Consider the following 25,010-nt stretch of genomic DNA (forward strand, 5'->3'; position numbering starts at 1 on the left):
ACCGGGCGCTCGCCGAGCGCCCGGTGGCCTTCGTGCGTGCGGGCCGGGAACACCCGGAAGGATCACATAAGGGACATCGACCGTAAACGTTCACGGAGCCATAGTAAAGAGATCGTCTCATATTTTATTGTGACAAAGTCATGCTCCGTCGATCCGGCTGTCAGGAGGGACGGTTTGCTAATTTATGCATGCCTTATGTCCGCTCCAAGGAGGCACCCGAGTGTTCGCTCCCCAAAGGACCGTTCGGGCGTTGGTAGTGGCGGCCACGGCCGCCGCGATGCTGATGTCCACGGTCTCGGCCCAGGCCGCCGACATTCCCCCGCCCGGCGAGGTCGTCACCAGCCCCAACGTGACGCACGTGGGCACCCTGCCCAAGCTCCCCGGCCTTGAGGCCACCACCAACAGCGACATCGCCTTCCAGGGTGACTACGCCTACGTTGGCAACTACGGCGGCTTCTCGATCTACGACATCAGGAACCCGAGGCGCGCCAAGCTCGTCAGCGGCGTCCTGTGCCCCGGCTCCCAGATGGACGTGTCGGTCTACGGCGACCTGCTGTTCGCCGCGGTCGACAACTCCCGCAGCGACGACTCCTGCAACAGCGTCGGCCAGGTGGCCAGCATCAAGGAGTCGTGGGAAGGGGTTCGGATCTTCGACATCAGCGACAAGAAGAACCCCAAGTACATCAAGTCGGTCGAGACCAACTGCGGCTCCCACACCCTGACACTTGTTCCCGGCAAGTCCAGGGACCGGCGCAACGTCTACCTCTACGTCTCCTCCTACAACCCGAACACGACGTTCCCCGACTGCCAGCCTCCGCACGACAAGATCTCGGTCATCAAGGTGCCGCTGCGCACCCCGACCGCCGCGGCCGTGGTCAAGACGCCGGTCATCTTCCCCGACGGGGGCAACGAGACGCAGCCGGGCCTGCTGCTGCCGACCAGCGGCTGCCACGACATCACCGTCTACGCGGAGAAGGACATCGCGGCCGGAGCCTGCATGGGTGACGGCGTCCTGTTCGACATCTCCGACCGGGAGAACCCGGTGATCACCGCGCGGGTCACCGACCCGAACTTCGCCTTCTGGCACTCGGCGACGTTCAGCAACAAGGGCAACAAGGTCGTCTTCACCGACGAGCTCGGCGGCGGCGGCGCGGCCACCTGCAACGAGGCCACCGGCCCGAACCGCGGGGCCAACGCCTACTACGACATCGTCCGCGGCAAGCTGGTCTTCAAGGGCTACTTCAAGATCGGCCGTTACCAGGCCGACACCGAGAACTGTGTCGCGCACAACGGCTCGCTGATCCCGGTCAAGGGCAAGGACATCATGGTCCAGGCCTGGTACCAGGGCGGCGTCTCCTTCGTGGACTTCACCGACTCGTCCCGTCCGAAGGAGATCGGCTTCTTCGAGCGCGGTCCCGAGCCCGACGGTGGAGGCGGCGGCATCTGGTCCGCGTACTACTACAACGGCTACGTCTACGCCAGCGACTTCCGCAGGGGCCTGGACGTCCTCAAGATCGACGACCGTCGCACCGACCCGGCCAAGGGCGTCCGCCTGGACCGGCTGAACGTGCAGACCCAGGACTCCTACGGGGAGCACGGTCACCACTGACCCATCCCCCTGGGGGACGCGGTACACGTGAGGAGAGGGGCGGCGGGCCTTCCCGCCGCCCCTTTTCGCGTCCCCGCGCGACACCACCACCGACGCCGGACCCGTACGGCGGGAGGCGTACGGGGCGGGAGGTCAGGCGGGAGGGACGAACCCGCCGGGCGTGGGGTCGGGCTCCCGCGCGGGAGGCCGGGCCGCGGGCGGCGGGGGCGGCGGAGGTGCCGGGTGCGGCGGTCCCGCCGGGGGAGGAAGGGGGATCCGAGGCTGCGCCGGTTGGTAGGCGGGCCGCGCGTGGGGCTGAGGCGCCGACCCGGGAGGCGCGTACGGAGCGGAAGGGTGTGGCTGACCTCCGGGGGGCGGAGGCGCGTACGGCCCACCTGCGGCCCCCGGGGGCGCGTACGGGGCGGGAGGGTACGGCTGATCTCCGGGGACCGGGGGCGCGTACGGCGGAGGCGCGGCCGGGTGGGGCTGGAACGACGGCGCGTGAGCCGGGTGGGGCTGGGACGGCGGGGACGGCGGGGACGGCGGAGCATGGCCGGGCCACTGCTGACCGGATCGCCACGGATCCGCCCCCTGCGGGCCCGTCCACTGCTGGGCCGGCCGGTGCGCGCCGGTCCGCTGGGCGAGGCGCGCCTGCTCGCGGCGGCGGCGCTCGGCCAGGACGGCGGTCAGATAGGCGAACGGCGGCACACCGGGCGGCGCGGGCGGGGACACGAAGGCCGACATCTCGGTGGCGATGCGCACGCCCATCTCGTGCTGGACGGCGGGGGCCAGGTCGTGCCAGCGCATGAGGTACTGTCTCGCGGTGGCCGCGACCTGTTCGGGCAGCCGCGACAGCTCCAGCGTCGCCGCCCACGGGGCGAGCGTCGGCGGCATGTCCAGCGGCGGCCCGTACTGCCGTGGGGCGCGTTCGGAGATCACGATGGTGCCGGAGAAGACGTCGCCGAGCCGCTTGCCCTTCTCCGAGATGAGCGAGCTGATCAGCGCGGGGGCGCCGCTGAGCAGCCAGAACTCCAGGACTCCCGCGAGCCCTCGGAACAGGGCCTGCCGGAACCGCTCGGGGCCGCCGTCGTCGCTGACGACCCGGAGCCCCAGCGCGAGCTTGCCCAGGCTGCGCCCGCGCGTGAGCGTCTCGAAGACCACCGGGTAGCCGACGATCACGAGCACGGTGAGCACGATGTAGACCATCGTGGTCAGCGCCGGATCGTTCAGGAGTCCCAGGCTGCCGACCAGCAGGGAGGCACCCAGCAGCGTCACGACCTGGAGCGTCATGTCGATCAGCAGCGCCGCGGCCCTGCTCGGGAGCTGGGCGACGCGGACCTCGACGACCACGGCCTCGCCGGTTACGACATCGGACACAATCAGCACCCTACCTTCGACTGGATAGGCTGCCCGCGTGGACATCGACGCCTTCGTCACCGCGCACCGGCCCGCCTGGGACCGCCTTGAGGACCTGGTCCGGCGGCGTGGCTCGCTGGACGGCGCCGAGGTCGACGAGCTGGTCGACCTCTACCAGCGGGTGGCCACGCACCTGTCCCTCGTCCGCTCGGCCTCCGCCGACCCGATCCTGGTGGGCCGCCTGTCGGCGCTCGTCGCCCGTGCCCGCTCCGCCGTGACCGGGGCGCACACCCCGGCCTGGCGGGAGTTCGCCCGCTTCTTCACGGTCTCCTTCCCGGTGGTCGCCTACCGGGCCCGCCGGTGGTGGCTGGCCACGAGCGTCGCGTTCCTGCTGGTCTCCACGGCCGTCGCGGTCTGGGTGGGGGAGAACCCCGGCGTCCAGGCGGCGATCGCCACCCCCGAGCAGATCACCCAGCTCGTCGAGCACGACTTCGCCGACTACTACTCGGAGAACCCGGCCACCTCCTTCGCCGGGCAGGTCTGGGTCAACAACGCCTGGGTCTCGATGCAGGTCATCATGATGTCCATCCTGCTCGGCCTGCCGATCCCGTACGTCCTGTGGGAGAACGCGCTCAACGTGGCCGTCTCCGCCGGGCTGATGGCCTCGCGCGGCAAGCTCGACATCTTCTTCGGGCTGATCACCCCGCACGGCCTGCTGGAGCTGACCGCGGTGTTCCTCGCCGCGGCGGTCGGCATGCGCCTCGGCTGGACGGTCGTCGACCCCGGCCCGCGCAGGCGTGCCGAGGCCCTGGCCGAGCAGGGCAGGGCCGTGATGAGCGTGGCCCTCGGCCTGGTCGTGGTGCTGCTCGTCTCCGGGCTGATCGAGGGCCTGGTCACTCCCTCGGGGTTGCCCACCTGGGCGCGGATCGGCATCGGCGTGGTCGCGGAGGCCGCCTTCCTCACCTACGTGATCTTCTTCGGCCGCCGGGCCGTGGCAGCGGGGGAGAGCGGCGACGTGGAACGCGCCCCCGACCAGGCCCCCAGCACGGGCTGAGCGCCCGGACCAGGCCCTGTCCCGTCACGGGCTGAGCGCCCCATCTCGGAAGCGCCCCGCCCTTTGGAAGCGCCCGCCCTAGAGCCGTCCGGCCGCCTTCAGCGCCAGGTAGGCGTCGGCCAGGGCCGGGGCGATCTGCTCGGGGGCGGTGTCCACGACTTCCACGCCCTGGCGGCGCAGCAGGGCGGTGATCCTGCGCCGTCCCGCGCTCAGGTGCTCGGCCGCCGCCGCGCCGTAGACCAGCTCGGAGGTGCCGCGCCCGGCGGCCATCTCGGCCACCTGGGGGTCGGAGACGGCGGCCAGGAGCACCAGGTGCCGCGAGGAGAGGCGGGGAAGGACCGGCAGCAGGCCCTCCTCCAGCGCCGCCGGGTTGAGGTCGGTCAGCACGACGACCAGGCAGCGCCGCCTGGCCCGCGACATGACGGCCGCGACCATCCCCGCCGAGTCGGCCTCGACCAGCTCGGCCTCGATCGGGGCCATGGTGTTGACCAGCGACGACAGCAGCTCCGTACGGCCGGTGCCGGACACCCAGGCGCGCACCCCCCGGTCGTGGGCCATGAAGTCGACCCGGTCGCCCGCGCGGGAGGCCAGGGCGGCCAGCAGCAGCGCCGCGTCCATCGACCAGTCGAGGCGGGGCCAGCCGGGCACGACCCGCGCCCCCGCGGCCCCGCCGGTCCTCGGCACCTCTCCCGCCAGCGGGATCGGTGCGGTGCCCACCCGTCCGGCCGAGGTACGGCCGGTGTCGAGCACGATCAGCACCCGCCGGTCGCGCTCGGGCCGCCAGGTGCGGACCACGACGTCGTCGCGGCGCGCGGTGGCCCGCCAGTCGATCGAGCGGACGTCGTCGCCGACCACGTACTCCCGCAGCGAGTCGAACTCGGTGCCCTGCCCCCGGATCATCGACGGGTGCCGGCCCTCCAGCTCCCTGAGCCTGGACAGCTTGGCGGGCAGGTGCTTGCGGCTGAGGAAGGGCGGCAGCACCCTGACCGACCAGGGCACCCGGTGCGAGCCCTGACGGGCCGCCACGCCCAGCGGGCCCAGCGTCCGCACCGTCACCGTGACCGCCTCGCGGTCGCCCCTGCGGGTGGGGGTGAGCGTCGTGACCAACCGGCGGCGCTCCCCGGCGGGTACGTCCAGCGGCAGGTGCCGGGGTGTGGCGCCCGCGGAGGGCGGCCAGGCGTCCCTGAGCACGCCGCGTGCCCGGCGGGGGCCGGGGTTCTCCACGATGAGCTCGACCGTGACCGACTCGCCGAGCCGTACCAGCCGCTCGCCCGAGCGGGTGAAGCGCAGCGGGCGCACGCTCCCGGCCAGCAGCAGGTCGACCGTGACCAGCGCCACGATCAGCAGCGCCACCCCGGCCACGGCCGGCCCCGGCCGGGGGGCGAACAGCACGACCAGGGTGCCCAGCAGCGCCAGCAGCGCGGCCCGTCCTGTCAGCGCCATCGTCAGCGGGGGACGGGGACGGAGGCGAGGATGGCGTCGATGAGGCCGTCGGCGGTCGCGCCCTCCAGCTCGGCCTCGGGCCGTATCTGGATCCGGTGCCGCATCGCGGGCCTGGCCAGCGCCTTGACGTCGTCGGGCGTCACGTAGGCGCGGCCGGACAGCCACGCCCAGGCCCGCGCCCCGGCCAGCAGCGCGGTGGCGCCGCGCGGGGAGACGCCGAGCTGGAGCGAGGGTGACTGGCGGGTGGCCCTGGCGATGTCCACGATGTAGCCGAGCACCTCGGGACCCGCGTGCACCTGGCTCACCGCCGCGCGTCCCGCGGCGAGGTCGGCGGCGGTGGCCACGGCCTTGACGTGCGACAGGTCGCGCGGGTCGAAGCCGAGCGCGTGCCGCTCCAGCACCGCGATCTCCTGGTCGCGGGGCGGCAGCGGGACGGTCAGCTTGAGCAGGAACCGGTCGAGCTGCGCCTCGGGCAGCTGGTAGGTGCCCTCGTACTCGACGGGGTTCTGGGTGGCGGCCACGATGAACGGGTCGGGCAGCGCGCGCGCCGACCCCTCCACGCTGACCTGGCGCTCCTCCATCGCCTCCAGCAGCGCGGCCTGCGTCTTCGGGGGCGTGCGGTTGACCTCGTCGGCGAGCAGGAGGTTGGTGAAGACCGGCCCCTCGCGGAACTCGAACTCCGACGTCTTCGCGTCGTAGATCAGCGAGCCGGTGATGTCGCCCGGCATGAGGTCGGGGGTGAACTGCACCCGCTTGAAGTCGAGCGAGAGCGCCGCCGACAGGGTCCTGACGAGCAGGGTCTTGGCGACGCCGGGCACGCCTTCGAGCAGCACGTGGCCCCGGCAGAGCAGCGCGATCACCAGCCCGGTGACCACGGCGTCCTGGCCGACGACCGCCTTGGAGACCTCGGCGCGCAGGGCTCCCAGCGCCTCCCTGGCGCGGTCCGCGCTCTGCGCGGAGGGTACGGCGGATGCGCCGGGCGCGGTCCTGACGACGGAGGTCGCCTCGGTGAGACCGCCGTTCCCCGGTGGTGTGGTCACGACTTTCCGACCTGCCTTTCCACGATGTCCATGTATTCGGCCAGGGCTACCAGCCCCGCCTCGTCGACCGGCGGCGGTCCGTACAGGGCGGCGCCCACGTGCGGCGCCGCCTGGCCGGTCCGCTCGGCGATCGCGTTCACCAGCGCGTCGGGCCCCGTCCCCGAGGGCAGCCCGAGGCGGGGGGTGACGCGGTCGGTGAAGCCCGCGCGCAGGGCCGCGGCGGCCCGGTCGCGGGCCCGCCGCGCGCGGTAGAGCCTGGCACGTCCCTCGACGGTCTCGGCCGCCCGTACGACGACGGGCAGCCGCTCGGCCACCACGGGGCCGAGTCTGCGGCCCCGCCAGAGCGCCAGCAGCAGCACCGCGACGAGCACCTGCGCCACGGCCCACTTGATCCCCTCGGGGACCAGGTCGTAGAAACCCGCCGTGCCGCCGCCCGCCGGGGGGACGGTCTCCGGGGGCGTCAGCCAGATCAGGGTGGGCCGCCCGCCCGCGAGGTTCATCGCCAGCGCGGCGTTGCCGTCCTCGGCGAGCCGCAGGTTGGTCATGAACTGCGCGTCGCCCGCGACGGTGACCGTCCGGCCCCCGGCGGTGTGGGAGACCAGGGTGGGCGCCCCGTCTGCGGGGTAGCAGCCGACCGCCCCGGGGGGCGGGGTGAGGGCCACCCCGCCGCTGTAGGCGCTGCCCGCCCTCGTCGCGGCCGGCAGCGCGCAGCGAGGCTCGCGGGAGCGCGCCCGCGCCTCACGCACCGGGGCCACCCCCGGCGCGAGCAGGTCCAGGTGCTTTCGTACGCCCACCACCAGCAGGTCCGAGGGGGCGGCGGCGAGCCGCTCCGCGTCGTCCTCGCCGAGGGGGAAGGACTCGCTCACCAGCAGGGTGCTGCCCGCGGGACCCGCCTGCCCGGCCAGCGACCCGGCTTCGGCGACCGAGGTGACCCGCTCGACCCGCACACCGCGCGCCTGCAGCAGCCGGGCCAGGCCCTTGCCGCCCGACAGCGAGGTGTCGGCGGGGTCGAGGAGCCTTCCCGGACCGCCGGAGCCGCCGAGCAGCACGCCGGCGACGGCGACGGCGACCACGAGGAGCGCCACCAGGAGGGCGCCCCTGCCGCCGCGCCAGAGGCCGCCCGCGGTCGGCGAGGTGGAGGTCGTCGCGGCGTCACGGGAGGTGGTCCCCGCGGTGTCCCCCGCGTTCGCCGTGTCTGCCGTGTCCGCGTCCTCGGCGAGGGCGAAGCCCGATCCCGGCTGTCCGGGCGCGGCCGGGCTCATGGCGCGCCCGCCCCCGCGACGGGCGCCGGGCGGGCCGCGCGCAGGTGCTCGTCGAGATCGCGCATGATCCCGTACGCCTCGGGCGTGCCGGGCACCTCGCCGTAGGTCACGTCGTCGAACACCCTGGCCGCCGCGGCCAGCTCACCGGCGAGCGCGGGCAGCGCGCGGCCCGCCTCCGCGGCCAGCTCACCGGCGGTGCGGCCGGGTGTGTAGTCGATGATCACGCGGTCCTCCAGGTCGCGGGCGACGGCCCGGAGCCGCTCGCGGACCGCCTCGGCCCACCGGGCCTCCGCGGCCAGCCGCTCGGCGGCCTCGCGGTGCTCGGCGGCGGTGCGGCGGTGTTCGCCGAAGATCCCTCCCGTGCGGGCGGTGCCGCCCCTGGCGGTCCTGCGGGCGACCAGGAGCAGCGCGACGACGATCGCGATCACGATCACGAGAAGGGCCGCCCGCGCCGCCAGGCTGCCGACGGCGCCCACGGACTCCTGGTCCAGCAGGTCGCCGAGGAACCGGTTGACGTTCCGCCAGAGGCGGTCGACCAGGGACTCCTTGGCGTACTCGGGTCTGAGCAGCTCCTGGATCGCCTGGCGCCGCGCCTCTTCGCGCTCGATGTCGATCGGGGACGTCAGGAGTGGGACCACGGGGCTCCCTGATCGGGGGATCCGTACCGCGCGGGGCCCGAGGGAGTGATGGAGGGGTCCCACAGGTCGTCGGCCGACGCGTGGACCCATCCCTGCCGCTGCTGCTCGATCGCCGCGGTCTGGAGCACCAGGTCGAACGCCTCGGAGCGCATCCGCCGGTCGGCGTAGAGCAGGCCGTTGACCCCCGCCTGGAGGGGATAGGTGATCATCGAGCCGAGGGTGACGCCCACGGCGATGAGGACCGCCGCGCCGATCTGCGCGCCGGTGGCGCCCGCGCCGAGGAAGGCGAGGAAACTCCCGCCCAGGACGAAGGGGAAGGCGAGCACCTGGCCGACCAGGAACGCGATGATCTGGGTGAGGATCACGATGCCGAGCGTCCGCCAGAAGCCGCCGGAGACAAGGTGCCAGGACCTGCGCAGGGAGTCGGCGACGCCGCGCCGCTCCAGCACCGCGGCCGACGGGGCGAGCACCAGCCGGGTGGTGACGAAGAAGGCATAGATCACGTAGGCGAGCAGCGCCACCACGCCCACGACCGCGACCACGGTGACGTCGGCCCCCGCCGCGCCGAGCGCGAGGAACAGGCCGACGATCAGGGCCATCGGGACGAGCAGGAGCACGAGGTTGACGACGACCAGCCCGAACAGCGTGGGCACCCGGCCCCGGGTCAGCGTCCAGGCCTCGCCGGCCGTCATCCTGCCGCCGAAGACCGCGCGGCCCAGGATGCGGGTCAGCACGCCGGTCAGCAGCGTCACCGCGACGAACTGGACCGCGTAGGAGAGCAGGGTGCCGCCGTACTGGGTGAGGAAGCTCCCCTCGGGAGGGGTCGCGTCCGGGTTCCCCAGGGCCGGGGTGAGGGAGTTGAGCACGATCACCTGGCCGACCGCCAGGGGGATCGCGCCCAGCGCGGCGGCGATCGCCGACAGGCCCAGCACGCTCTTGGGGTTGGAGCGCATCAGCCTGATCGCGCCGTCGAGGATGTCGCCCAGGCCGAGCGGGCGCAGCGGGATGATGCCGGGGCGCATCGCGGGGGGCGGCATACGCGCGCCGCGCGGCGGGCCGTAGCGGCCCTGCTGGTACGGCTGCCACGGGGACGGCGCCTGGCCGTGGGGCCGCCCGGGATCCTGAAGCCCGGGACCCTGAGGGGGTCCCTGCGGCGGGGCCTCGGGGGTGCCGGACGCCGGGCCTGGGGCGGTCCACGGCGATCCCGGTGCGTCGCCGTACGGCGGAGGTTGGTTGGACGCCCAGCCCGGGGGCGTGCCGGAAGCGCCGGGAGTGGAGCCGTGACCGTCTGACATATCCCAATCCTGACATGTGGACACACCATTCGTGGTGATCGGGCGATCACACGAACGTTTCATCCTCCGGGGAGCGGTGGAGATGCCGGAGGGATGGCCGAGACGCCGTGGTTTACCGCAGACTGTGACCGTGGTCATCACCGCCCGGCGTCCGCAGTCGCCGGATCGGTGGCGGCCGCGGGGGACAGCAGTGCGCGCTTTACGTCGCGTGCGCCTAAAATTCGTCGTTTGGACGCCCGGTCGTCGGCCGGTGTCATCCAGTAGGCGGACAAGGGTAATCTTCGACGATCGAGCGGTTTATCCCAATAACTCCCAAACTGCGTCAACCGAATGAGGGGCCATGAAAGGACGCGTGCTGGTCGTCGACGACGACGCCGCTCTCGCCGAGATGCTCGGCATCGTGCTGCGCGGGGAGGGTTTCGAACCCTCCTTCGTCTCCGACGGTGACAAGGCGCTCGACGCGTTCCGCGACACCCGGCCGGACCTGGTCCTGCTCGACCTGATGCTGCCCGGCGCCGACGGGATCGACGTCTGCCGCCGCATCAGGGCCGAGTCCGGGGTGCCGATCGTCATGCTGACGGCCAAGAGCGACACCATCGACGTGGTGCTCGGGCTGGAGTCGGGGGCCGACGACTACATCGTCAAGCCCTTCAAGCCCAAGGAGCTCGTCGCCAGGGTCCGCGCCCGGCTGCGCCGCACCGACGAGCCGACGCCGGAGATCCTGCAGATCGGCGACATCACGATCGACGTCGCCGGGCACTCGGTCAAGCGGGAGGAGGAGACCATCAACCTCACCCCGCTGGAGTTCGACCTGCTCGTCGCCCTCGCCAGGAAGCCGCGCCAGGTCTTCACCCGCGAGGTCCTGCTCGAACAGGTCTGGGGCTACCGCCACGCGGCCGACACCCGCCTGGTCAACGTGCACGTCCAGCGGCTCCGCGCGAAGATCGAGAAGGATCCCGAGCACCCCGAGATCGTCGTGACGGTCCGCGGGGTCGGGTACAAGGCCGGACCGGCCTAGCCGCCCGCCTCCCCCCGGACCCCGAGATGCCTCCCGCACCGAAGAAACGCCGTCGCACCCCGCGCCAGCTGCTGCGGGGTGTGCGGCGCCGCGCCCGGCGCGTGGCCGGCCGGGCGCGCCGCGTCTTCTGGCGTTCGCTCCAGCTGCGCGTGGTCACCAGCACGATGGTCATCTCCATCGTGGTCGTCGCCGTGCTCGGCGTCTTCCTGATGCAGCAGATCATCAGGACCACCCTGGAGACCAGGGAGATCGCGGCCAAGAGCGAGGCGCAGGCCGACAGGAACGCGGTGCTCGGCTATCTCAACCAGCCCGCCGCCGAGGCCGCCAAGCAGCCCGTCGAGCCGGGCCAGGCGCTGCAGCCGGCGGGGAGCAGCCCGCTCAGCCAGGCCACGGAGGCGCTCGCGCGGCGCGCGGGCTCGGCCAGCCGATACTCGGTGATCATCCGTAACGAGACGCTGCCGGGGGCGTTCTACGGAACCACGAACATCGACCCCGTCAGCATCCCGTCCAGGCAGCGCGACGAGCTGTTCAAGAAGGAGGCGGGCGAGGACAGCACCTGGTACACCCCGCTGTACTACAAGGGGCAGCCCGAGCAGCCGGTGCCCGGAATGATCATCGGCACCCGCCTCGACTCGTCGTACGAGATCTACCACCTGGTCCCGCTGGACAAGGAGGAGCGGACGCTCGCCTCGGTGCAGCAGATGATCATCCTCGTCGGCGCCGGTCTCGTGCTGCTGCTGGCCGCGATCTCCTCCCTGGTCACCCGCCAGGTCGTCACGCCGGTGCGGCTGGCCAGGCAGGCCGCCGAGCGGCTGGCCGCCGGGCGCCTGGACGAGCGGCTGAAGGTACGCGGCGAGGACGACCTGGCCCGCCTGGCCACCTCCTTCAACGAGATGGCCGCCAACCTGGCGCTGAAGATCCACCAGCTGGAGGAGCTCTCCCAGGTCCAGCGCCAGTTCGTCTCGGACGTCTCGCACGAGCTGCGCACCCCGCTGACCACCGTGCGGATGGCCGCCGACCTGCTCTTCGACGCCCGCGAGGACTTCGACCCGATGGCCGCCAGGTCGGCCGAGCTGATGCAGAACCAGCTCAACCGGTTCGAGGCGATGCTCGCCGACCTCCTGGAGATCAGCCGCTACGACGCGGGCGCGGCCGACCTCGACGTCGACCCGGTGGACGTCAGGGACGTGGTGCTGCGCGCCGTCGCCGACTCCGAGGCGCTGGCCGAGCGCCACTCCACCCGCTTCGACCTGCGCCTTCCCGGCGAGCCGTGCATGGCGGAGATGGACAGCCGCAGGGTCGAGCGCATCCTGCGCAACCTGCTGTTCAACGCGATCGAGCACGGCGAGGGCCGCGACGTCGTCGTCTCGGTCGCCGCCGACAGGGACGCGGTGGCGGTGGCGGTACGGGACCACGGGGTGGGGTTGAAACCCGGCGAGGAGAACCTGGTCTTCGATCGGTTCTGGCGGGCCGACCCGTCCCGGGCGCGCACGATCGGCGGCACCGGCCTGGGGCTGGCCATCTCCCGCGAGGACGCCATCCTGCACGGCGGCTGGCTGCAGGCGTGGGGCTCGCACGGGGAGGGGTCGCAGTTCCGGCTCTCGCTGCCCAGGGTGGCCGGGGCGGTGCTCAGGGGTTCGCCCCTGCCGCTCGTCCCCCCGGAGGTGGAGATGCGACGCACGTGGCGAGGACACGTCACGCCGGTGCTGTCGCCGGCGGCGGCCGACGGGGGACGCGATGCCGACTAGGGCGGAAAGGGCGCGACACCGGCCGGAGCCGGCGGGAGGCGCCGCGCGGTACGGGCCCGCGTCGAGGACGGGCGCGCGGAACGCGGGGACGGTGGTCCTGGCGATCGTCCTGCTCTGCGGGGTGAGCGCCTGCTCGGTCATCCCCACCGGCGGCAAGTCCGTCGTCGCCGTCGAGAACGAGCGCAAGGGCAGCCCGCTGGGCGACCCGTACGCGCGGGTCATCGCCATGTCGCCGAAGGCCGACTGGTCGCCCGAGGAGGTCGTCACCGGCTTCCGCGCGGCGATGGCGAGCCTCGACGACTCCGGCTTCCAGGTCGCCCGCAAATACCTCACCGGCGACTTCGCCGCCAAGTGGAACCCGCACAGCGGCGTCACGGTCTACCGCCAGGGCGAGTACGAGAGGTTCGCGCCCCTGCGAGAAGAGGACAGTCAGGCTCAAGTAACGCTTAAAGGTGCCAAAACCGCCATCATTGACCAGGATGGCCGATACCGCCCGAGTGGTGGTCCGCTGAACCAGCCCTTCACGCTCGCCAAGGGACCGGGCGGTGAGTGGCGCATCAGCGCGGCCCCCGACGGTCTCCTGCTGTCCGAGGCCGACGTCGCCCGCGGCTACCTGCCCGTGGACCTGTACTTCCTCGACTCCCAGTGGAAGGGGCTGGTGGTCGACCAGGTACGGGTGCCGATCGACCCGGGCGCCAACTTCGCCAAGACGACGGTCGAGCGGCTGCTGCGAGGGCCGAGCAGCTCCCTCAAGGACGCGGTGCGCACCGCCTTCACCGGCACCGAGCTCATCGACGTCACCACCGAGAACAACAGGGTCGTCGTCGACCTCACCCGGCGGGTGGACCCCGACCTGATCGACCCGATGGCGGCCCAGCTCGCCGCGACGCTCGCCGCGCTCACCAAGGGCGGCTGGGGCTTCGAGGTCAAGGTGAACGGCGAGCCGTACTATCCCGACGCGCCCCTCCAGATCGACGCCCAGGAGCAGTCGAGCTTCGATCCCTGGACGACCCCCGACGCCGTCTACCCGTTCTATCTCACCGACGGCGCGCTGCGGCTGCTGGACAAGGAGAACGTCGGGCGCCCCGTGCCGGGCAGGGCCGGTCAGAAGGGGGGCGGGCTCACCCTCCCGGCGATCAGCGGCCAGCCCGTGCAGCAGGTGGCGGCGCTCTCCGGGGACGGCAGGAGCGTCTCCGTCGCGCCGCTCGCCGCGGGCGGCGAGTGGCGGGTGTGGGCCACCGGGGTCTCCCTCGCCCCGCCGGCCTGGGACCGCTACCACACGCTCTGGACGGTCGACCGGCCCAACGACCATACCTCGGTCATCACCCGGCACGACGGCGACAACAAGCACCAGTACCGGGTGGCCGCCCCCGACCTGGAGACGCTCCACGTCGAGTCGCTCAAGGTCGCGCGGGACGGCGTGCACGTCGCGGTGGTCGTCAAGGACGGACTGGGCGAGCAGGTCCAGGTCGGCACAGTCATCGGGGAGCGGGAGGGCACCCGCATCACCAACCTCCAGACCGTGGTCGACACCGACGGCAATCGGACGATCAAGGACATCGCCTGGAAGGACGGCAAGACCCTGTACGCGCTCACCGGCAAGTCGGAACTGCTCGAAGCCTCGGTCACCGCCGAGCCCAAGTCCCTGCCCTTCGACTCGCGAATCGAGAGCATCACCGCCCTGGACGGCACCTTGCTCGCCGGGGCGAGGGACGAGCAGGGCGCCCGGCAGGTCCTGTTCTGGAACTCCGCCAAGTGGGAGGCGCTGATCAAGAACGAGATCGGGACGACGGACTTCACCGAGAACGGCCCCTCCTCCCCGGCCTTCCCCCTCGGCTGAGCGGTCTTTCCCTTCGGGGGTCGGGGGCCCTTCCCGAGGCCATACGCTGAGCGGTCCTTCCCGAGGGCCTACGCTGAGCGGTCTTCCCGAGGGCTTGGGCCGAGTGGTCTTTCCCGGAGTCCCGGACCGAGGGCTTTTCCGGAGGTCTGGGCCAAGCGGTCCTCCCCGGGGCCTGATCCGGGCGGCCCTTCCCGGCGGGCCGGACCGAGTGGTCTTTTCCGGGGCGCTCTCCCGTGGCGCGAGGCCCGGGGGGCGTGATATGTGGCCCTCTCCCTGGGGTGAGGCGCTTTGCGGAGCGGCCCATCCCGGCTCCGGGCGGGGCCGGCCGGCGCCTCCCGTCGGGGCTTGAACCCCCCTCGGGTACTCTGGGCTGGGCTTTTTGTCGGTGCCATATGAAACCTTGGATCCGTGACGACCGCCATGCTCGACCTGATCCTGCCGCCCCGTTGCGCCGGATGCGACGCGCCGGGCGCCCTCGTCTGCCCTCGGTGCGCGACGGAGCTGCACGGGGCGCCCGCCCTCCGGATGCCCGATCCCATCCCGCCCGGCCTGCCCGATTGCTGGTCGGCGGCCGAATACACCCCCGCCGTGCGGCGGGCCATCATCGCCTACAAGGAGCGCGGTCGCACGGCCCTCGCCCCTCCCCTGGCCGGGGCCCTGGCCCTCGCGGTCGCCACGGCGGCCGGCGAGCGGCCGGTGCTGCTGGTGCCGGTGCCCAGCGCCCGCCCGGCCCTGAGGCGTCGCGGGCACGACCCGGTGGTCCGGCTCGCGGGGCTGGCGGCCGGTTATCTCCGCGAGGCCGGCTGGCCCGCGAGCGTGGCGAGGGTGCTCGCCCAGCGCCGCCGCGTCGCCGACCAGACGGGGCTGAGCTCTCCCCAGCGGGCCGCGAATCTGTCCGACGCCTTTACGGTCACGATCGGCCGCAACGCGCCTGTGCCGCGCTCCTGGGGCGGTACGGAGGTGATTGTGCTGGTCGACGATGTCGTCACCACCGGTGCGACGCTCGCGGAGGCGGCCAGGGCGATGCGCGAGGCGGGGGTCACGCCGTCCCTCGCCGCCACGGTCGCCGCGACACGCCGGAGATCCAGAACCGATGATCGTGACGGAGGGTGAGACGGCGAGCTGTGACGGGCCTCACTCCGGCGCCACATCTCACTGTCCCCGCGGTGCCTTCCGGGCTGCTCAACGGATGCGGGAAGCCTTCGTCTATCATGCCGCCGACCCGCGAGGGCACGGTTCCCCGAGAGCCGGTCGCCTACCTCTGAATTACGCAAAGTGATCCTTTGGCCGTTCGTCAGGCTGACATTCGGCCGGGATGCGGATAGCGTCTGAGCCATGGCACCCGCTCGGGTCCGTGGTTGCACCGGACCGACCTCCGCGAGGAGGCCGGCCCGGCTAGCCGATGCCAGCCGCAGGCCAAACGGTCCACGTAAGACGACTTTTCGTCGATCGATCACGGTGCGGCTTAGAGGTAAGTCCTGCCTTCCCAGGGAGCCAGATGTTCCTTGCCAGAAGAGAAGGGCATGTAGTGGCAAAGAGCTGCGAAACCCTCAGCAGGCGGATGTGGGGACGAAGACCAGGTCGGCCGAGCGGGTGTCGCAATACCACCGTCGAGATTCGAAGGGGGGCTGTGCATGGAGATCATCGTCAAGGGTCGGCACACCGGAGTGAGTGACCGATTCCGTGACCACGTGAACACCAAGCTGGCCAGGATCGAGCGTTTGGACCACAAGCTCATTCGCGTTGACGTGGAGGTGTCCAAGGAAAGTAATCCCCGCATCGTCGACCAGCGAGAGCGCGTCGAACTCACCATCCACTCACGTGGTCCCGCGGTACGGGCGGAGGCCTCGGCCGACGACCGTTTCGCCGCCCTTGACATCGCACTTGGCAAACTTGAGGGACGGCTGCGGCGTCTCGCCGACCGCAGGAAGATCCATCATGGCAACCACTGCCCGCCGTCCGTCGCCGAACTGACGGCCACCGCGCTCGCCGAATCGTTCGAGAGCGCCCCGGCCAGCCTGCTTACCGAGCAGTCACTGACCGAACCTCATGCCGAGGCCGACCCCGTGGTGGAGGACAAGAGCATCATCCCGATCCAGATGGATGGTGACGGGCCGCTGATGGTCAGGGAGAAGTTCCACGAGGCCGATCCGATCACCGTCGATCAGGCCCTTCTCGAAATGGAACTGGTGGGACACGATTTCTATCTCTTCCGTGACAAGGAGAGCGGGCAGCCGAGCGTCGTATACCTCCGACAGGGGTACAACTACGGCGTGCTGCGGCTCGTCGAGCCCTGACGAACGCGTTCGAAGATCCTCTCCGACCAACCGAGGACCATGAAACCCGTGTAATCATGGCGGTCCACCGGCTCTGGCCCCCCGAGGAGGAGGCGTGACGGAACCCGACGACGCAACCGGCCCGACCGGACGCGGCGAACCGATTCGCGTGCTGATCGTTGACGATCACGCGCTGATCCGCCGCAGCCTGGAGATGGCGCTGGCCGCGGAGACGGACATCGAGGTTGTCGGCGAGGCGAGCGACGGACAGGAAGCGATCGAGCTCGCCGACCGCCTCACTCCGGATGTCATGCTCATGGACGTCCGGATGCCACGGAGGAACGGCATCGAGGCCACCCGCGAGATCAAGGCCTCGGTGCCGAGCACGCGGATCATCATGTTGACGGTGAGTGACGAGGAGGAGGATCTCTTCGAGGCGATCAAGGCGGGTGCCACCGGCTACCTGCTGAAGAACGTCCAGCTCGACGAGGTCCCGGAGGCCGTCCGCGGCGTCCACGAAGGGCAGTCGCTGATCAATCCGGCGATGGCCGCCAAACTCATCAGTGAATTCGCCAACATGAGCCGCAAGGAGGCCGAACGGCCCCCGCAACTCCCCGTTCCACGCCTGACCGAACGGGAGATGGAGGTGCTCCGCCTCGTCGCGAAGGGGATGAACAACCGCGAGATCGCCAAGCAGCTGTTCATCTCCGAGAACACCGTGAAGAACCACGTCAGAAACATCCTGGACAAGCTTCAGCTCCACTCCAGGATGGAGGCGGTGGTCTACGCGGTCCGCGAGCGGATGCTTGAGATCACCTGACGCGCGCCAGGTGCGGTGACCGTCCGACGGTCACCGCACCCCGGCTCGGGCACACCGTTCCCGGTGAGACGTCCCGGCTCGGGAGGCCCGGCGAGCCGGTGAGATGTCCCGGTTCAGGGGAACGATCCGGCTTCGAAGGTCGCCCCGGCCCGGAAGGTTCGTCTCGGCCCGGGAGACGGTCTGGTCCGATAGAGGGTCTGGTCCGGCGAGAATCCCAGCTCAAGGGGCGTTCCCGCTCAGGGGGCGTCCTGGTTCAGGGCGTCCTGAAGGGGCCCGGCCAGCAGGGGGTCGACGCGCTCGACCCGGACGGCCTCGCAGCCGACCCAGCTCGCGGCCTCCCACAGCGCACCGGCCAGCGAGGCGGCGCCCCTGCCCGGCGTGACGCCGGGTTCGAGACTCACCTGGCGGGCGACCAGCGTGGACCCCTCGCGGGCCGGGTCGATCCGCCCGATCAGCCGTCCCCCGGCCAGGACCGGCATCGTGAAGTAACCGTGGACACGCTTCTCCTTGGGCACGTACGCCTCAAGACGGTGGTTGAAACCGAACACACGGGCGGTGCGGGCGCGATCCCAGACGAGGGAGTCGAACGGGGAGAGCGGGGTCGTGCGGTGGCGGCCCCTGGGCTCGGTCTCCAGCGCGGCCGGGTCGGCCCAGGCGTCGGCGGACCGCTCCGGCCACCCGGCGACGCGGACGGGCACCAGCCCGGCGGACCCGTCGAGCAGGCACCTGTCGAGCAGCAGGGCCTCGGGCGCCTTCAGGCGCAGGAAGTCGACGAGGTCGGCGCGGGTGGCCACGCCGAGCGCGGTCCCGGCGACCCCGGCGAGGCGGGTGACGCACTCGGCGTCGGACAGCTCCTCGGCCAGCAGGTCCGCGGGGACCACGCGCTCGGCCAGGTCGTAGACGCGGCGCCAGCCCACCCTGCGCGTGCAGACGACCTCGCCGGTGTCGAGCAGCCACTCAATGGCGATCTTGGAGTCGGACCAGTCCCACCACGGGCCGCCCTTCTTGGCCCCGCCGATGTCGGCGGTGGTGATCGGGCCGCTCTCGCGGACCAGGTTCAGCACCTTGTCGACGCTGTCGGGCACCTCGTGCCAGCGGAACTTCCTGGCGCGGAAGTATCTCCGCCTGAAGGCGTACAGCGCCCAGTCGCCGATCGGCAGGACACACGCGGCGTGACACCAGTATTCGAAGGCCCGCGCGGGCTCGTCCCAGTAGGCCCGCTCGACCTCCTGCCTGCCGATGGCGCCGAGACGGGCGTACGCGACCAATTCGTGGGAGCGGGCCAGCACGGAGATCGTGTCGAGCTGGACGGCTCCGAGGCGGCGCAGGGTCGCGGGGGCGCCTCCTCGCCGGGCCTGCGCGCCCAGGAACCCCTGGGCGCGCAGGATGACGCGGCGGGCCTCGTCGGCGGAAAGAGAAAGGTGCATGACCGCCCCAGGGGGAGACAACAGGTCGTGGGCCGAGGCTAGCGCCTGACACCGACGAAAAGGCTACGCCGGTGTCCGGGTATCCGTGGCCGGGATGAACCGGGATGAACGATGTCGAGCGGGGTGCTCCTCGCCGGGCGTTCGGTTTATGACGCGGGTCACGGGATCGCGCGTCGCGGAGCGTGATCCCTGCCGACCGCCGTCGCGCCGGGCGTCCACTCCGGAACGCGGGCCGCGAGACCGCGGAGTCGTGGCTTTCGCCGCGCGGGGGTGTTCGGCCCGCGCGGGTCACGAGGTCACGACGCCGCGGGGTCACGAGGCCGCGAGGCCGTGGCTTTCGCCACGCGGGGTGTTCGGCCCGGTACGTGGGTCGCGAGGCCGGGTGTTCAGCCCAGGATGCCCCGGACCCCGCCGTTCATCGCGCGGGGGGCCTCGACGACGATGTCCTGGAAGACGCGGAAGACCAGGATGAGGACGCCGCCCATGACGCAGACCGCCGTACCCATCCAGAGGACGAACCAGTTCGGGCCCAGGCAGAGGGCGACCCCCGCGATGGTGAAGCCCAGCAGGATCACGGTCACCGCCAGCCAGGACGACGCCCGGCCCCCGTGACCTCCCGGGCCCTTGTGGACCGCGGGACCCCCGTCGCCTCCCTGGGCCTCGTGGCCCCCGCCACCCACCCGACCGGTGTCCTCCGCCATCACGGCTTCTCCATCTTCGAGTCCCGGGCACGGAGACGCGCCCGTGCGGTTGATCCATCACGGACGTGACAAAGGGCGACATACCCTTTGAAGCTGGTCGTACTCTCTCAAAGAAGCGGGCAAGGAACTCCATGGGCCACAAGAGCGTCTTTCAGGGTGGCTGTGTCTGGTGGCGGAACCGCCTACGATGGCAGCGGAGAACCATGTCTCGTCCTCAGCCGGGCCGGTCCGGCCGTGGAAGACCTGCGAGGAGCTTTACCTAAAGTGCCAGCCTTTCTCGATAGAATTCTTCGCGCCGGCGAAGGCAAGCTTCTGCGCAAGCTCAAGCGGATCGCCGACCAGGTCAACTCCATTGAAGACGACTTCACGAGCTTGACCGACGCCGAGCTTCGCGCGCTCACCGACGACTACAAGCAGCGCTACGCCGAGGGCGAGTCCCTCGACGACCTGCTTCCCGAGGCCTTCGCCACCGTTCGCGAGGCGTCCCGGCGCGTGCTGGGCAAGCGCCACTTCGACGTGCAGATCATGGGCGGGGCCAACCTGCACATGGGCAACATCTCGGAGATGCGCACCGGTGAGGGCAAGACCCTCACCTGTACGCTGCCCACCTACCTCAACGCCATCTCGGGCAAGGGCGTCCACGTCATCACGGTCAACGACTACCTGGCCAAGCGTGACGGCGACGAGATGGGCCGGATCCACCGCTTCCTCGGTCTCGAGGTCGGCGTGATCCTGGCCAACATGCCGGCCGACGAGCGTCGCAAGCAGTACAACGCCGACATCACGTACGGCACGAACAACGAGTTCGGCTTCGACTACCTGCGCGACAACATGGCGTGGTCGCTGGAGGAGTGCGTCCAGCGCGGCCACCACTTCGCCGTCGTCGACGAGGTCGACTCGATCCTCATCGACGAGGCCAGGACGCCGCTGATCATCTCCGGCCCCGGCGAGCAGTCCGGCAAGTGGTACGCCGAGTTCGCCAAGATCGTCCCCCGGCTCCGCAGGGGCACCGAGGGCAAGGACGGCGAGGAGAACACCGGCGACTACGCCGTCGACGAGAAGAAGCGCACGGTCGGCATCTTCGAGTCCGGCGTGGAGAAGGTCGAAGACTGGCTGGGCATCGAGAACCTCTACAAGCCCGAGCACACCCACCTGGTCGGCTTCCTCAACAACGCGTTGAAGGCCAAGGAGCTCTACAAGAAGGACAAGGACTACATCGTCGTCGACGGCGAGGTCCTGATCGTCGACGAGTTCACCGGTCGAGTCCTGCACGGCCGCCGCTACAACGAGGGCATGCACCAGGCCATCGAGGCGAAGGAAAGCGTCAAGATCAAGGACGAGAACCAGACCCTCGCCACGATCACGCTGCAGAACTACTTCCGCCTCTACGAGACGCTCTCCGGCATGACCGGAACCGCGGCGACCGAGGCCAACGAGTTCCACCAGACCTACAAGCTCGGCGTCGTCCCGATCCCGACGAACCGGCCGATGATCCGCAAGGACCAGGCCGACGTGGTCTACAAGACCGAGGACGCCAAGTTCATGGCGAGCGTCGAGGACATCAAGGAGCGCTACGAGCGGGGCCAGCCGGTGCTGGTCGGCACCACGAGCGTCGCCAAGTCCGAGCGCCTCGCCAAGGAGCTCAAGCGCAAGGGCGTCAAGCACGAGGTCCTCAACGCCAAGAACCACGCCCGTGAGGCGGCGATCATCGCCGAGGCGGGCCGCAAGCACGCCGTCACCGTGGCCACCAACATGGCCGGTCGAGGCACCGACATCATGCTTGGCGGCAACCCCGACTTCCGCGCCGACCTGGAGCTGCGCAGCCGCGGCCTCGACCCGGTCGAGACCCCGGAGGAGTACGACAAGGCGTGGGGCGAGGCGCTGGAGAAGGCCAAGGCGGCCGTGCAGGCCGAGCACGACGAGGTCACCGAACTCGGCGGCCTCTACGTCCTGGGCACCGAGCGACACGAGTCGCGGCGCATCGACAACCAGCTCCGCGGCCGTTCCGGCCGTCAGGGCGACCCGGGCGAGTCGCGTTTCTACCTCTCGCTCGAAGACGATCTCATGCGCCTGTTCAACTCGGCCAGGGTCGAGATGATCATGACGCGCCTCAACATCCCCGACGACGTCCCGATCGAGTCGGGCATCGTCTCCAAGGCGATCGCCTCCGCCCAGCACCAGGTCGAGCAGCAGAACTTCGAGATCCGCAAGAACGTTCTGAAGTACGACGAGGTCATGAACCGGCAGCGCAAGGTGATCTACGCCGAGCGCCACCGGGTGCTGGAGGGCGCGGACCTGCGCGAGCAGATCCGCGGCTTCGTCAACGACGTGATCGACGAGTACATCGCGGGCGCCACCGCCGAGGGCTTCGCCGAGGAGTGGGACCTCGACAAGCTGTGGAAGGCCCTCGGCCAGCTGTACCCCATCAGCATCACCGCCGAACAGCTCATCGAGGAGGCCGGGAGCCGAGAGGATCTGACCGCCCAGATCCTCGACGAGCGGATCAAGGCCGACGCGGCGGCCGCCTACGACCGTCGCGAAGAGGAGATCAACGCTCAGGCGATGGACCCGGAGGGCATGCGGGTGCTGGAGCGCCGCGTCATCCTGTCGGTCCTCGACCGCAAGTGGCGCGAGCACCTCTACGAGATGGACTATCTCCAGGAGGGCATCGGCCTGCGGGCGATGGCCCAGCGCGACCCGCTGATCGAGTACCAGCGTGAGGGCTTCGAGATGTTCTCCCAGATGCTTGAGGGCATCAAGGAGGAGTCGGTCGGTTACCTGTTCAACCTCGAGGTCGAGGTCCAGAGCAACCCGATCGTCGAGGAGCACGACCACTCCGAGGACGCCGCGATCGCGGAGACCCGCTCGATCATCGCCCGCGGCCTGCGCGGCCCGCAGCGTCCCACCGAGCTGGAGTACACCGCTCCGGGCGAGAGTGGCGAGGTGGAGCACACCCGGATCAGCACCAAGGCCGAGCGTGACGCGTACGGCAACGTCGAGCGCAACGCCCCGTGCCCCTGCGGTTCCGGCAAGAAGTACAAGCGCTGCCACGGCGACCCCAAGCACGTCGAGGTCTGACCGTCCCCGGAGGGCCCGCACCGCGCACGGTGCGGGCCCTCCGGCGTATCCGGCCTCCGTTGCCTCCCGTGTGGAACGCGGCGGGCGGGAGTGTTACGGCTTCACGGGACTTCAGGGGGTTTCAGGGGCCGCCTCCCGGAACGAGCGCGGCCGGTCGGCGCGCGACGAGCCCTCCGCTACGGGACGCGGGTCAGGGGCTCGTCTCGAACTCGGTGCACAGCCAGCGCACGCCCCGGCGTTCCAGCCTCAGCGCCAGGACGCGCGAGCGGTCGCCGCAGTCGACCACGGCGCACATCTCCACCACCCCGTCCTCCGGCTGGGAGACGTGGGCCCTGCCCGCCCGGGGCGGGCGGGCGCTGTCGATGATCTTCCCGCTCCTCACCAGCTCGGCCTGGACCCGGCCGGTCAGGTGGCAGGAGACGCTCGCCGGAGGGCGCCTGCCGGACAGGATCTCGGCGACGGCCTGCGCGAGGGCCCGCAGCCGCCGCTCGTCGGGGACCGCGCCGGGCGGGCCCCAGACCAGCGGTTTCCCGGCCGAGGGGCCGGGCTTCCCGGGATCGAGGGCGAGGGCGAGGGTGCCCTGCACGTACGGCGGCATGGCCGGGGTGTCCCCGGCGGGACGGTCGTCGTCGTAGGGCGGTTCGGCGGTGGGGGAGGGGGCGATCCTGGGGAGCGATGCCTGACGTCGTGGGGGCGACATGGGGACTCCGATTGTGCTGGGCTGAGGTGGGGAAACTGACACATCAGGGAGTTTCCGGCCCGCTGCCCAGATACGCCGCCCGCCAACTTCCCGGAAATCCCGGTCACTTCGCCCTGTTGGGCGGAGAAGGTCACCTCAGGTTGGAGCGGCCGGTCCCCGCGAGGGGACGGGTTGTGGCCAGAGCCGTGATCTCCGACGGACGGCCGAAACCGCTCGGCGCGCCTCTCAGCGCCCTTCAGGGGAGGGCGGGCCGGTGTCCGCTCTGCCCCGCGTCGAGGTGGAGGACTCCCCGGAGTCGACGTCGGGCTCGGGCTCGCGGCCGGGGGTCATGATGTTCAGCCTCCTGATCAGGAAGCTGAACACGGCGTAGTAGATCACCGCGTAGAGCAGCCCCATCACGATGATGATCGGTATCCCCCGGGCGTTGGGCGCGGTCCCGTACAGGCCGAGGTCGATCAGCCCGGAGGAGAAGCTGAAGGCGAGCTTCACGCCCAGGGCGGAGGCGAGGGCCATGGAGACGCCGGTCAGCACGATGTGGATCACGAACAGGACCGGCGCCACGAAGATGAAGGCGAACTCGATCGGCTCGGTGATCCCGGTGAGGAACGCGGTGAACGCCGCGGAGATCATGATCGAGCCGACCGCGGTGCGGCGGTGCGGCGGCGCGGCCCGCCAGATGGCGATCGCGGCGGCGGGCAGGCCGAACATGAGAACCGGGTAGAAACCGGCCTCGAAGCCGCCGTAGCCGACGGCGCCGTTGTTGAAGCAGATCAGGTCCCCGGCGAGCTTCTTGCCGTCGACCACGCACTCGGGGACCTGGGTCCAGATCACGTTGTTGACGATGTGGTGCATGCCGAACGGGAGCAGGGCGCGGTTGATCATGCCGTAGACCCCGGCGCCGAGTTCGCTGTTGGAGGCGAGCCAGGTCCCCGAGGCGCGGACCCAGCCGCCCAGCACCGGCCAGACGAAACCGAAGAGCACGCCGATCACGAGCCCGGCGAAGGCGGTGAGGATCGGCACCAGGCGGCGCCCGCCGAAGAAGGCCAGCCAGGTCGGCAGCTTGGTGCGGTAGTAGCGCTGCCAGAGCAACGCCGAGACCAGGCCCATCACGATGCCGCCGAGCACCCGGGTCGGGTTCTGCGCGCCGAGGTTCAGGACCGTTTCGGGGACGCCGGGGTTGGCCCTGTCGAACACCTCCGTGGTGATGGACTCCCTCAGGTCGGCGTCGAAGAGGATGAAGAACATGTTCATGCTGACGGCGTGGAAGACCAGGTAGCCGACGAGCGCCGCCAGGGCGGTGGAGCCGTCGGCCTTGCGGGCGAACCCGATGGCGACGCCGATCGCGAACAGGATGGGCAGGTTGTCGAACAGGGCGCCGCCCGCGGTGCCGACGACGCTGGCCACGTCGTCGAGCAGGACGCTGTCGGTCCGGCCGAGGAGGTCGTCCTGCCCGAGCCTGAACAGCAGGCCCGCGGCGGGCAGGACCGCGATCGGCAGCATCAGGGAACGTCCCAGGCGCTGGAGCACGCTCATCGCGGCGGACCCGGACGGGTGGGCGGCGGGCAGGCCCGCGTCCGCCGAGGAAGGGCTCATCGGGCTTTCCTCCAGAGGCTGGATGGGAGGAGGGCGGCGAAGGGGCGGTCGCGCGGGACTGGGCGGGATGTGACGGCGGCGGTGCGGGGCCGGGATATGGCCAGGTTACGGGCGGAACGCGTGGGTCGGGGTC

19 protein-coding genes are annotated in these 25,010 nt (G+C 71.1%); 9 read left to right on the forward strand and 10 right to left on the reverse strand.

Going from position 1 to position 25,010, the window contains the following annotated elements; all coding sequences use genetic code 11:
- Window positions 1–220: 220 nt before the first annotated feature.
- Window positions 221–1,609, forward strand: coding sequence for an LVIVD repeat-containing protein (locus ABD817_RS33090; protein WP_344922232.1), 1,389 nt, complete (start codon window positions 221–223; stop codon window positions 1,607–1,609).
- Window positions 1,610–1,741: 132 nt separating this feature from the next.
- Here the strand turns inward: ABD817_RS33090 and ABD817_RS33095 are convergent, their stop codons facing one another.
- Window positions 1,742–2,965, reverse strand: a complete 1,224-nt coding sequence (locus ABD817_RS33095; protein ID WP_344922233.1) for an RDD family protein — start codon at window positions 2,963–2,965, stop codon at window positions 1,742–1,744.
- Window positions 2,966–3,002: 37 nt separating this feature from the next.
- On the opposite strand from ABD817_RS33095, the gene ABD817_RS33100 reads away from it, so the two are divergent.
- Window positions 3,003–3,998 carry a stage II sporulation protein M gene (locus ABD817_RS33100; RefSeq protein WP_344922234.1) on the forward strand — a complete coding sequence of 332 codons (996 nt, stop codon included), beginning with the start codon at window positions 3,003–3,005 and terminating at the stop codon, window positions 3,996–3,998.
- Between the two features lie 78 nt (window positions 3,999–4,076).
- Here ABD817_RS33100 and ABD817_RS33105 read toward each other — a convergent pair whose 3' ends face one another.
- The 5 genes from ABD817_RS33105 to ABD817_RS33125 form a co-directional block, all read right to left on the reverse strand.
- Window positions 4,077–5,441, reverse strand: a complete 1,365-nt coding sequence (locus ABD817_RS33105) for a DUF58 domain-containing protein (protein ID WP_344922235.1) — start codon at window positions 5,439–5,441, stop codon at window positions 4,077–4,079.
- A gap of 2 nt (window positions 5,442–5,443) precedes the next feature.
- Window positions 5,444–6,367 (reverse strand): AAA family ATPase, encoded by a 924-nt coding sequence (locus ABD817_RS33110; protein WP_344922331.1) that lies wholly within the window; start codon window positions 6,365–6,367, stop codon window positions 5,444–5,446.
- Window positions 6,368–6,477: 110 nt separating this feature from the next.
- On the reverse strand, window positions 6,478–7,743 hold the full coding sequence (locus ABD817_RS33115) for a DUF4350 domain-containing protein (protein WP_344922236.1): 1,266 nt from the start codon (window positions 7,741–7,743) through the stop codon (window positions 6,478–6,480).
- Window positions 7,740–8,381 carry a DUF4129 domain-containing protein gene (locus ABD817_RS33120; RefSeq protein ID WP_344922238.1) on the reverse strand — a complete coding sequence of 214 codons (642 nt, stop codon included), beginning with the start codon at window positions 8,379–8,381 and terminating at the stop codon, window positions 7,740–7,742. The genes ABD817_RS33115 and ABD817_RS33120 overlap by 4 nt, the downstream gene beginning before the upstream one ends.
- Complete coding sequence (locus tag ABD817_RS33125; RefSeq protein ID WP_344922239.1) at window positions 8,366–9,676, reverse strand: DUF7847 domain-containing protein; 1,311 nt, start codon at window positions 9,674–9,676, stop codon at window positions 8,366–8,368. Before ABD817_RS33125 ends, ABD817_RS33120 begins: the two co-directional genes overlap by 16 nt.
- Before the next feature lie 340 nt (window positions 9,677–10,016).
- Between ABD817_RS33125 and mtrA the strand changes: the two genes are divergently transcribed.
- From mtrA to ABD817_RS33155, 6 genes are all read left to right on the forward strand, one after another.
- A complete protein-coding gene (gene mtrA / locus ABD817_RS33130) occupies window positions 10,017–10,694 on the forward strand; it encodes an MtrAB system response regulator MtrA (RefSeq protein WP_030907316.1) in 678 nt (225 codons plus the stop codon).
- A 26-nt stretch (window positions 10,695–10,720) separates the two neighbouring features.
- Window positions 10,721–12,442 carry an MtrAB system histidine kinase MtrB gene (gene mtrB / locus ABD817_RS33135; protein ID WP_344922241.1) on the forward strand — a complete coding sequence of 574 codons (1,722 nt, stop codon included), beginning with the start codon at window positions 10,721–10,723 and terminating at the stop codon, window positions 12,440–12,442.
- A gap of 91 nt (window positions 12,443–12,533) precedes the next feature.
- The gene (locus ABD817_RS33140) at window positions 12,534–14,282 is read left to right on the forward strand and encodes an LpqB family beta-propeller domain-containing protein (RefSeq protein ID WP_344922242.1); all 1,749 of its coding nucleotides are present in this window, start codon (window positions 12,534–12,536) and stop codon (window positions 14,280–14,282) included.
- Between the two features lie 408 nt (window positions 14,283–14,690).
- Complete coding sequence (locus ABD817_RS33145) at window positions 14,691–15,395, forward strand: ComF family protein (RefSeq protein WP_344922243.1); 705 nt, start codon at window positions 14,691–14,693, stop codon at window positions 15,393–15,395.
- Between the two features lie 521 nt (window positions 15,396–15,916).
- Entirely contained in the window at window positions 15,917–16,579 is a 663-nt protein-coding gene (hpf, locus tag ABD817_RS33150) for a ribosome hibernation-promoting factor, HPF/YfiA family (RefSeq protein ID WP_344922244.1), read from the forward strand.
- A 94-nt stretch (window positions 16,580–16,673) separates the two neighbouring features.
- Window positions 16,674–17,378: a response regulator gene (locus ABD817_RS33155; RefSeq protein ID WP_344922245.1), complete on the forward strand. Its 705-nt coding sequence runs from the start codon at window positions 16,674–16,676 to the stop codon at window positions 17,376–17,378.
- A 236-nt stretch (window positions 17,379–17,614) separates the two neighbouring features.
- Here ABD817_RS33155 and ABD817_RS33160 read toward each other — a convergent pair whose 3' ends face one another.
- Both ABD817_RS33160 and ABD817_RS33165 read right to left on the reverse strand, forming a co-directional pair.
- Entirely contained in the window at window positions 17,615–18,805 is a 1,191-nt protein-coding gene (locus ABD817_RS33160) for a winged helix-turn-helix domain-containing protein (RefSeq protein WP_344922246.1), read from the reverse strand.
- Between the two features lie 386 nt (window positions 18,806–19,191).
- Complete coding sequence (locus ABD817_RS33165) at window positions 19,192–19,506, reverse strand: HGxxPAAW family protein (RefSeq protein WP_344922247.1); 315 nt, start codon at window positions 19,504–19,506, stop codon at window positions 19,192–19,194.
- Between the two features lie 264 nt (window positions 19,507–19,770).
- Here ABD817_RS33165 and secA point away from each other — a divergent pair, with 264 nt between their 5' ends.
- A complete protein-coding gene (gene secA, locus ABD817_RS33170) occupies window positions 19,771–22,584 on the forward strand; it encodes a preprotein translocase subunit SecA (protein ID WP_344922248.1) in 2,814 nt (937 codons plus the stop codon).
- 190 nt (window positions 22,585–22,774) lie between these two features.
- On the opposite strand, the gene ABD817_RS33175 is transcribed toward secA, so the two are convergent.
- Complete coding sequence (locus ABD817_RS33175; RefSeq protein ID WP_344922249.1) at window positions 22,775–23,284, reverse strand: Rv3235 family protein; 510 nt, start codon at window positions 23,282–23,284, stop codon at window positions 22,775–22,777.
- Between the two features lie 225 nt (window positions 23,285–23,509).
- Window positions 23,510–24,877 carry a PTS transporter subunit EIIC gene (locus ABD817_RS33180; RefSeq protein ID WP_344922250.1) on the reverse strand — a complete coding sequence of 456 codons (1,368 nt, stop codon included), beginning with the start codon at window positions 24,875–24,877 and terminating at the stop codon, window positions 23,510–23,512.
- Between the last annotated feature and the right edge of the window lie 133 nt (window positions 24,878–25,010).

The sequence above is a fragment of the Streptosporangium oxazolinicum genome, assembly GCF_039537505.1.
Lineage (GTDB): Bacteria > Actinomycetota > Actinomycetes > Streptosporangiales > Streptosporangiaceae > Streptosporangium > Streptosporangium oxazolinicum.

Bases quoted from the DNA above. Each gene is read 5' to 3' on its own strand.
- ABD817_RS33105 (WP_344922235.1), bottom strand. From the start codon at position 5,441: ATGGCGCTGACAGGACGGGCCGCGCTGCTGGCGCTGCTGGGCACCCTG.
- ABD817_RS33115 (WP_344922236.1), bottom strand. From the start codon at position 7,743: ATGAGCCCGGCCGCGCCCGGACAGCCGGGATCGGGCTTCGCCCTCGCC.
- ABD817_RS33125 (WP_344922239.1), bottom strand. From the start codon at position 9,676: ATGTCAGACGGTCACGGCTCCACTCCCGGCGCTTCCGGCACGCCCCCG.
- mtrA (WP_030907316.1), top strand. From the start codon at position 10,017: ATGAAAGGACGCGTGCTGGTCGTCGACGACGACGCCGCTCTCGCCGAG.
- mtrB (WP_344922241.1), top strand. From the start codon at position 10,721: ATGCCTCCCGCACCGAAGAAACGCCGTCGCACCCCGCGCCAGCTGCTG.
- hpf (WP_344922244.1), top strand. From the start codon at position 15,917: ATGGAGATCATCGTCAAGGGTCGGCACACCGGAGTGAGTGACCGATTC.
- ABD817_RS33160 (WP_344922246.1), bottom strand. From the start codon at position 18,805: ATGCACCTTTCTCTTTCCGCCGACGAGGCCCGCCGCGTCATCCTGCGC.
- ABD817_RS33165 (WP_344922247.1), bottom strand. From the start codon at position 19,506: ATGGCGGAGGACACCGGTCGGGTGGGTGGCGGGGGCCACGAGGCCCAG.
- ABD817_RS33175 (WP_344922249.1), bottom strand. From the start codon at position 23,284: ATGTCGCCCCCACGACGTCAGGCATCGCTCCCCAGGATCGCCCCCTCC.
- ABD817_RS33180 (WP_344922250.1), bottom strand. From the start codon at position 24,877: ATGAGCCCTTCCTCGGCGGACGCGGGCCTGCCCGCCGCCCACCCGTCC.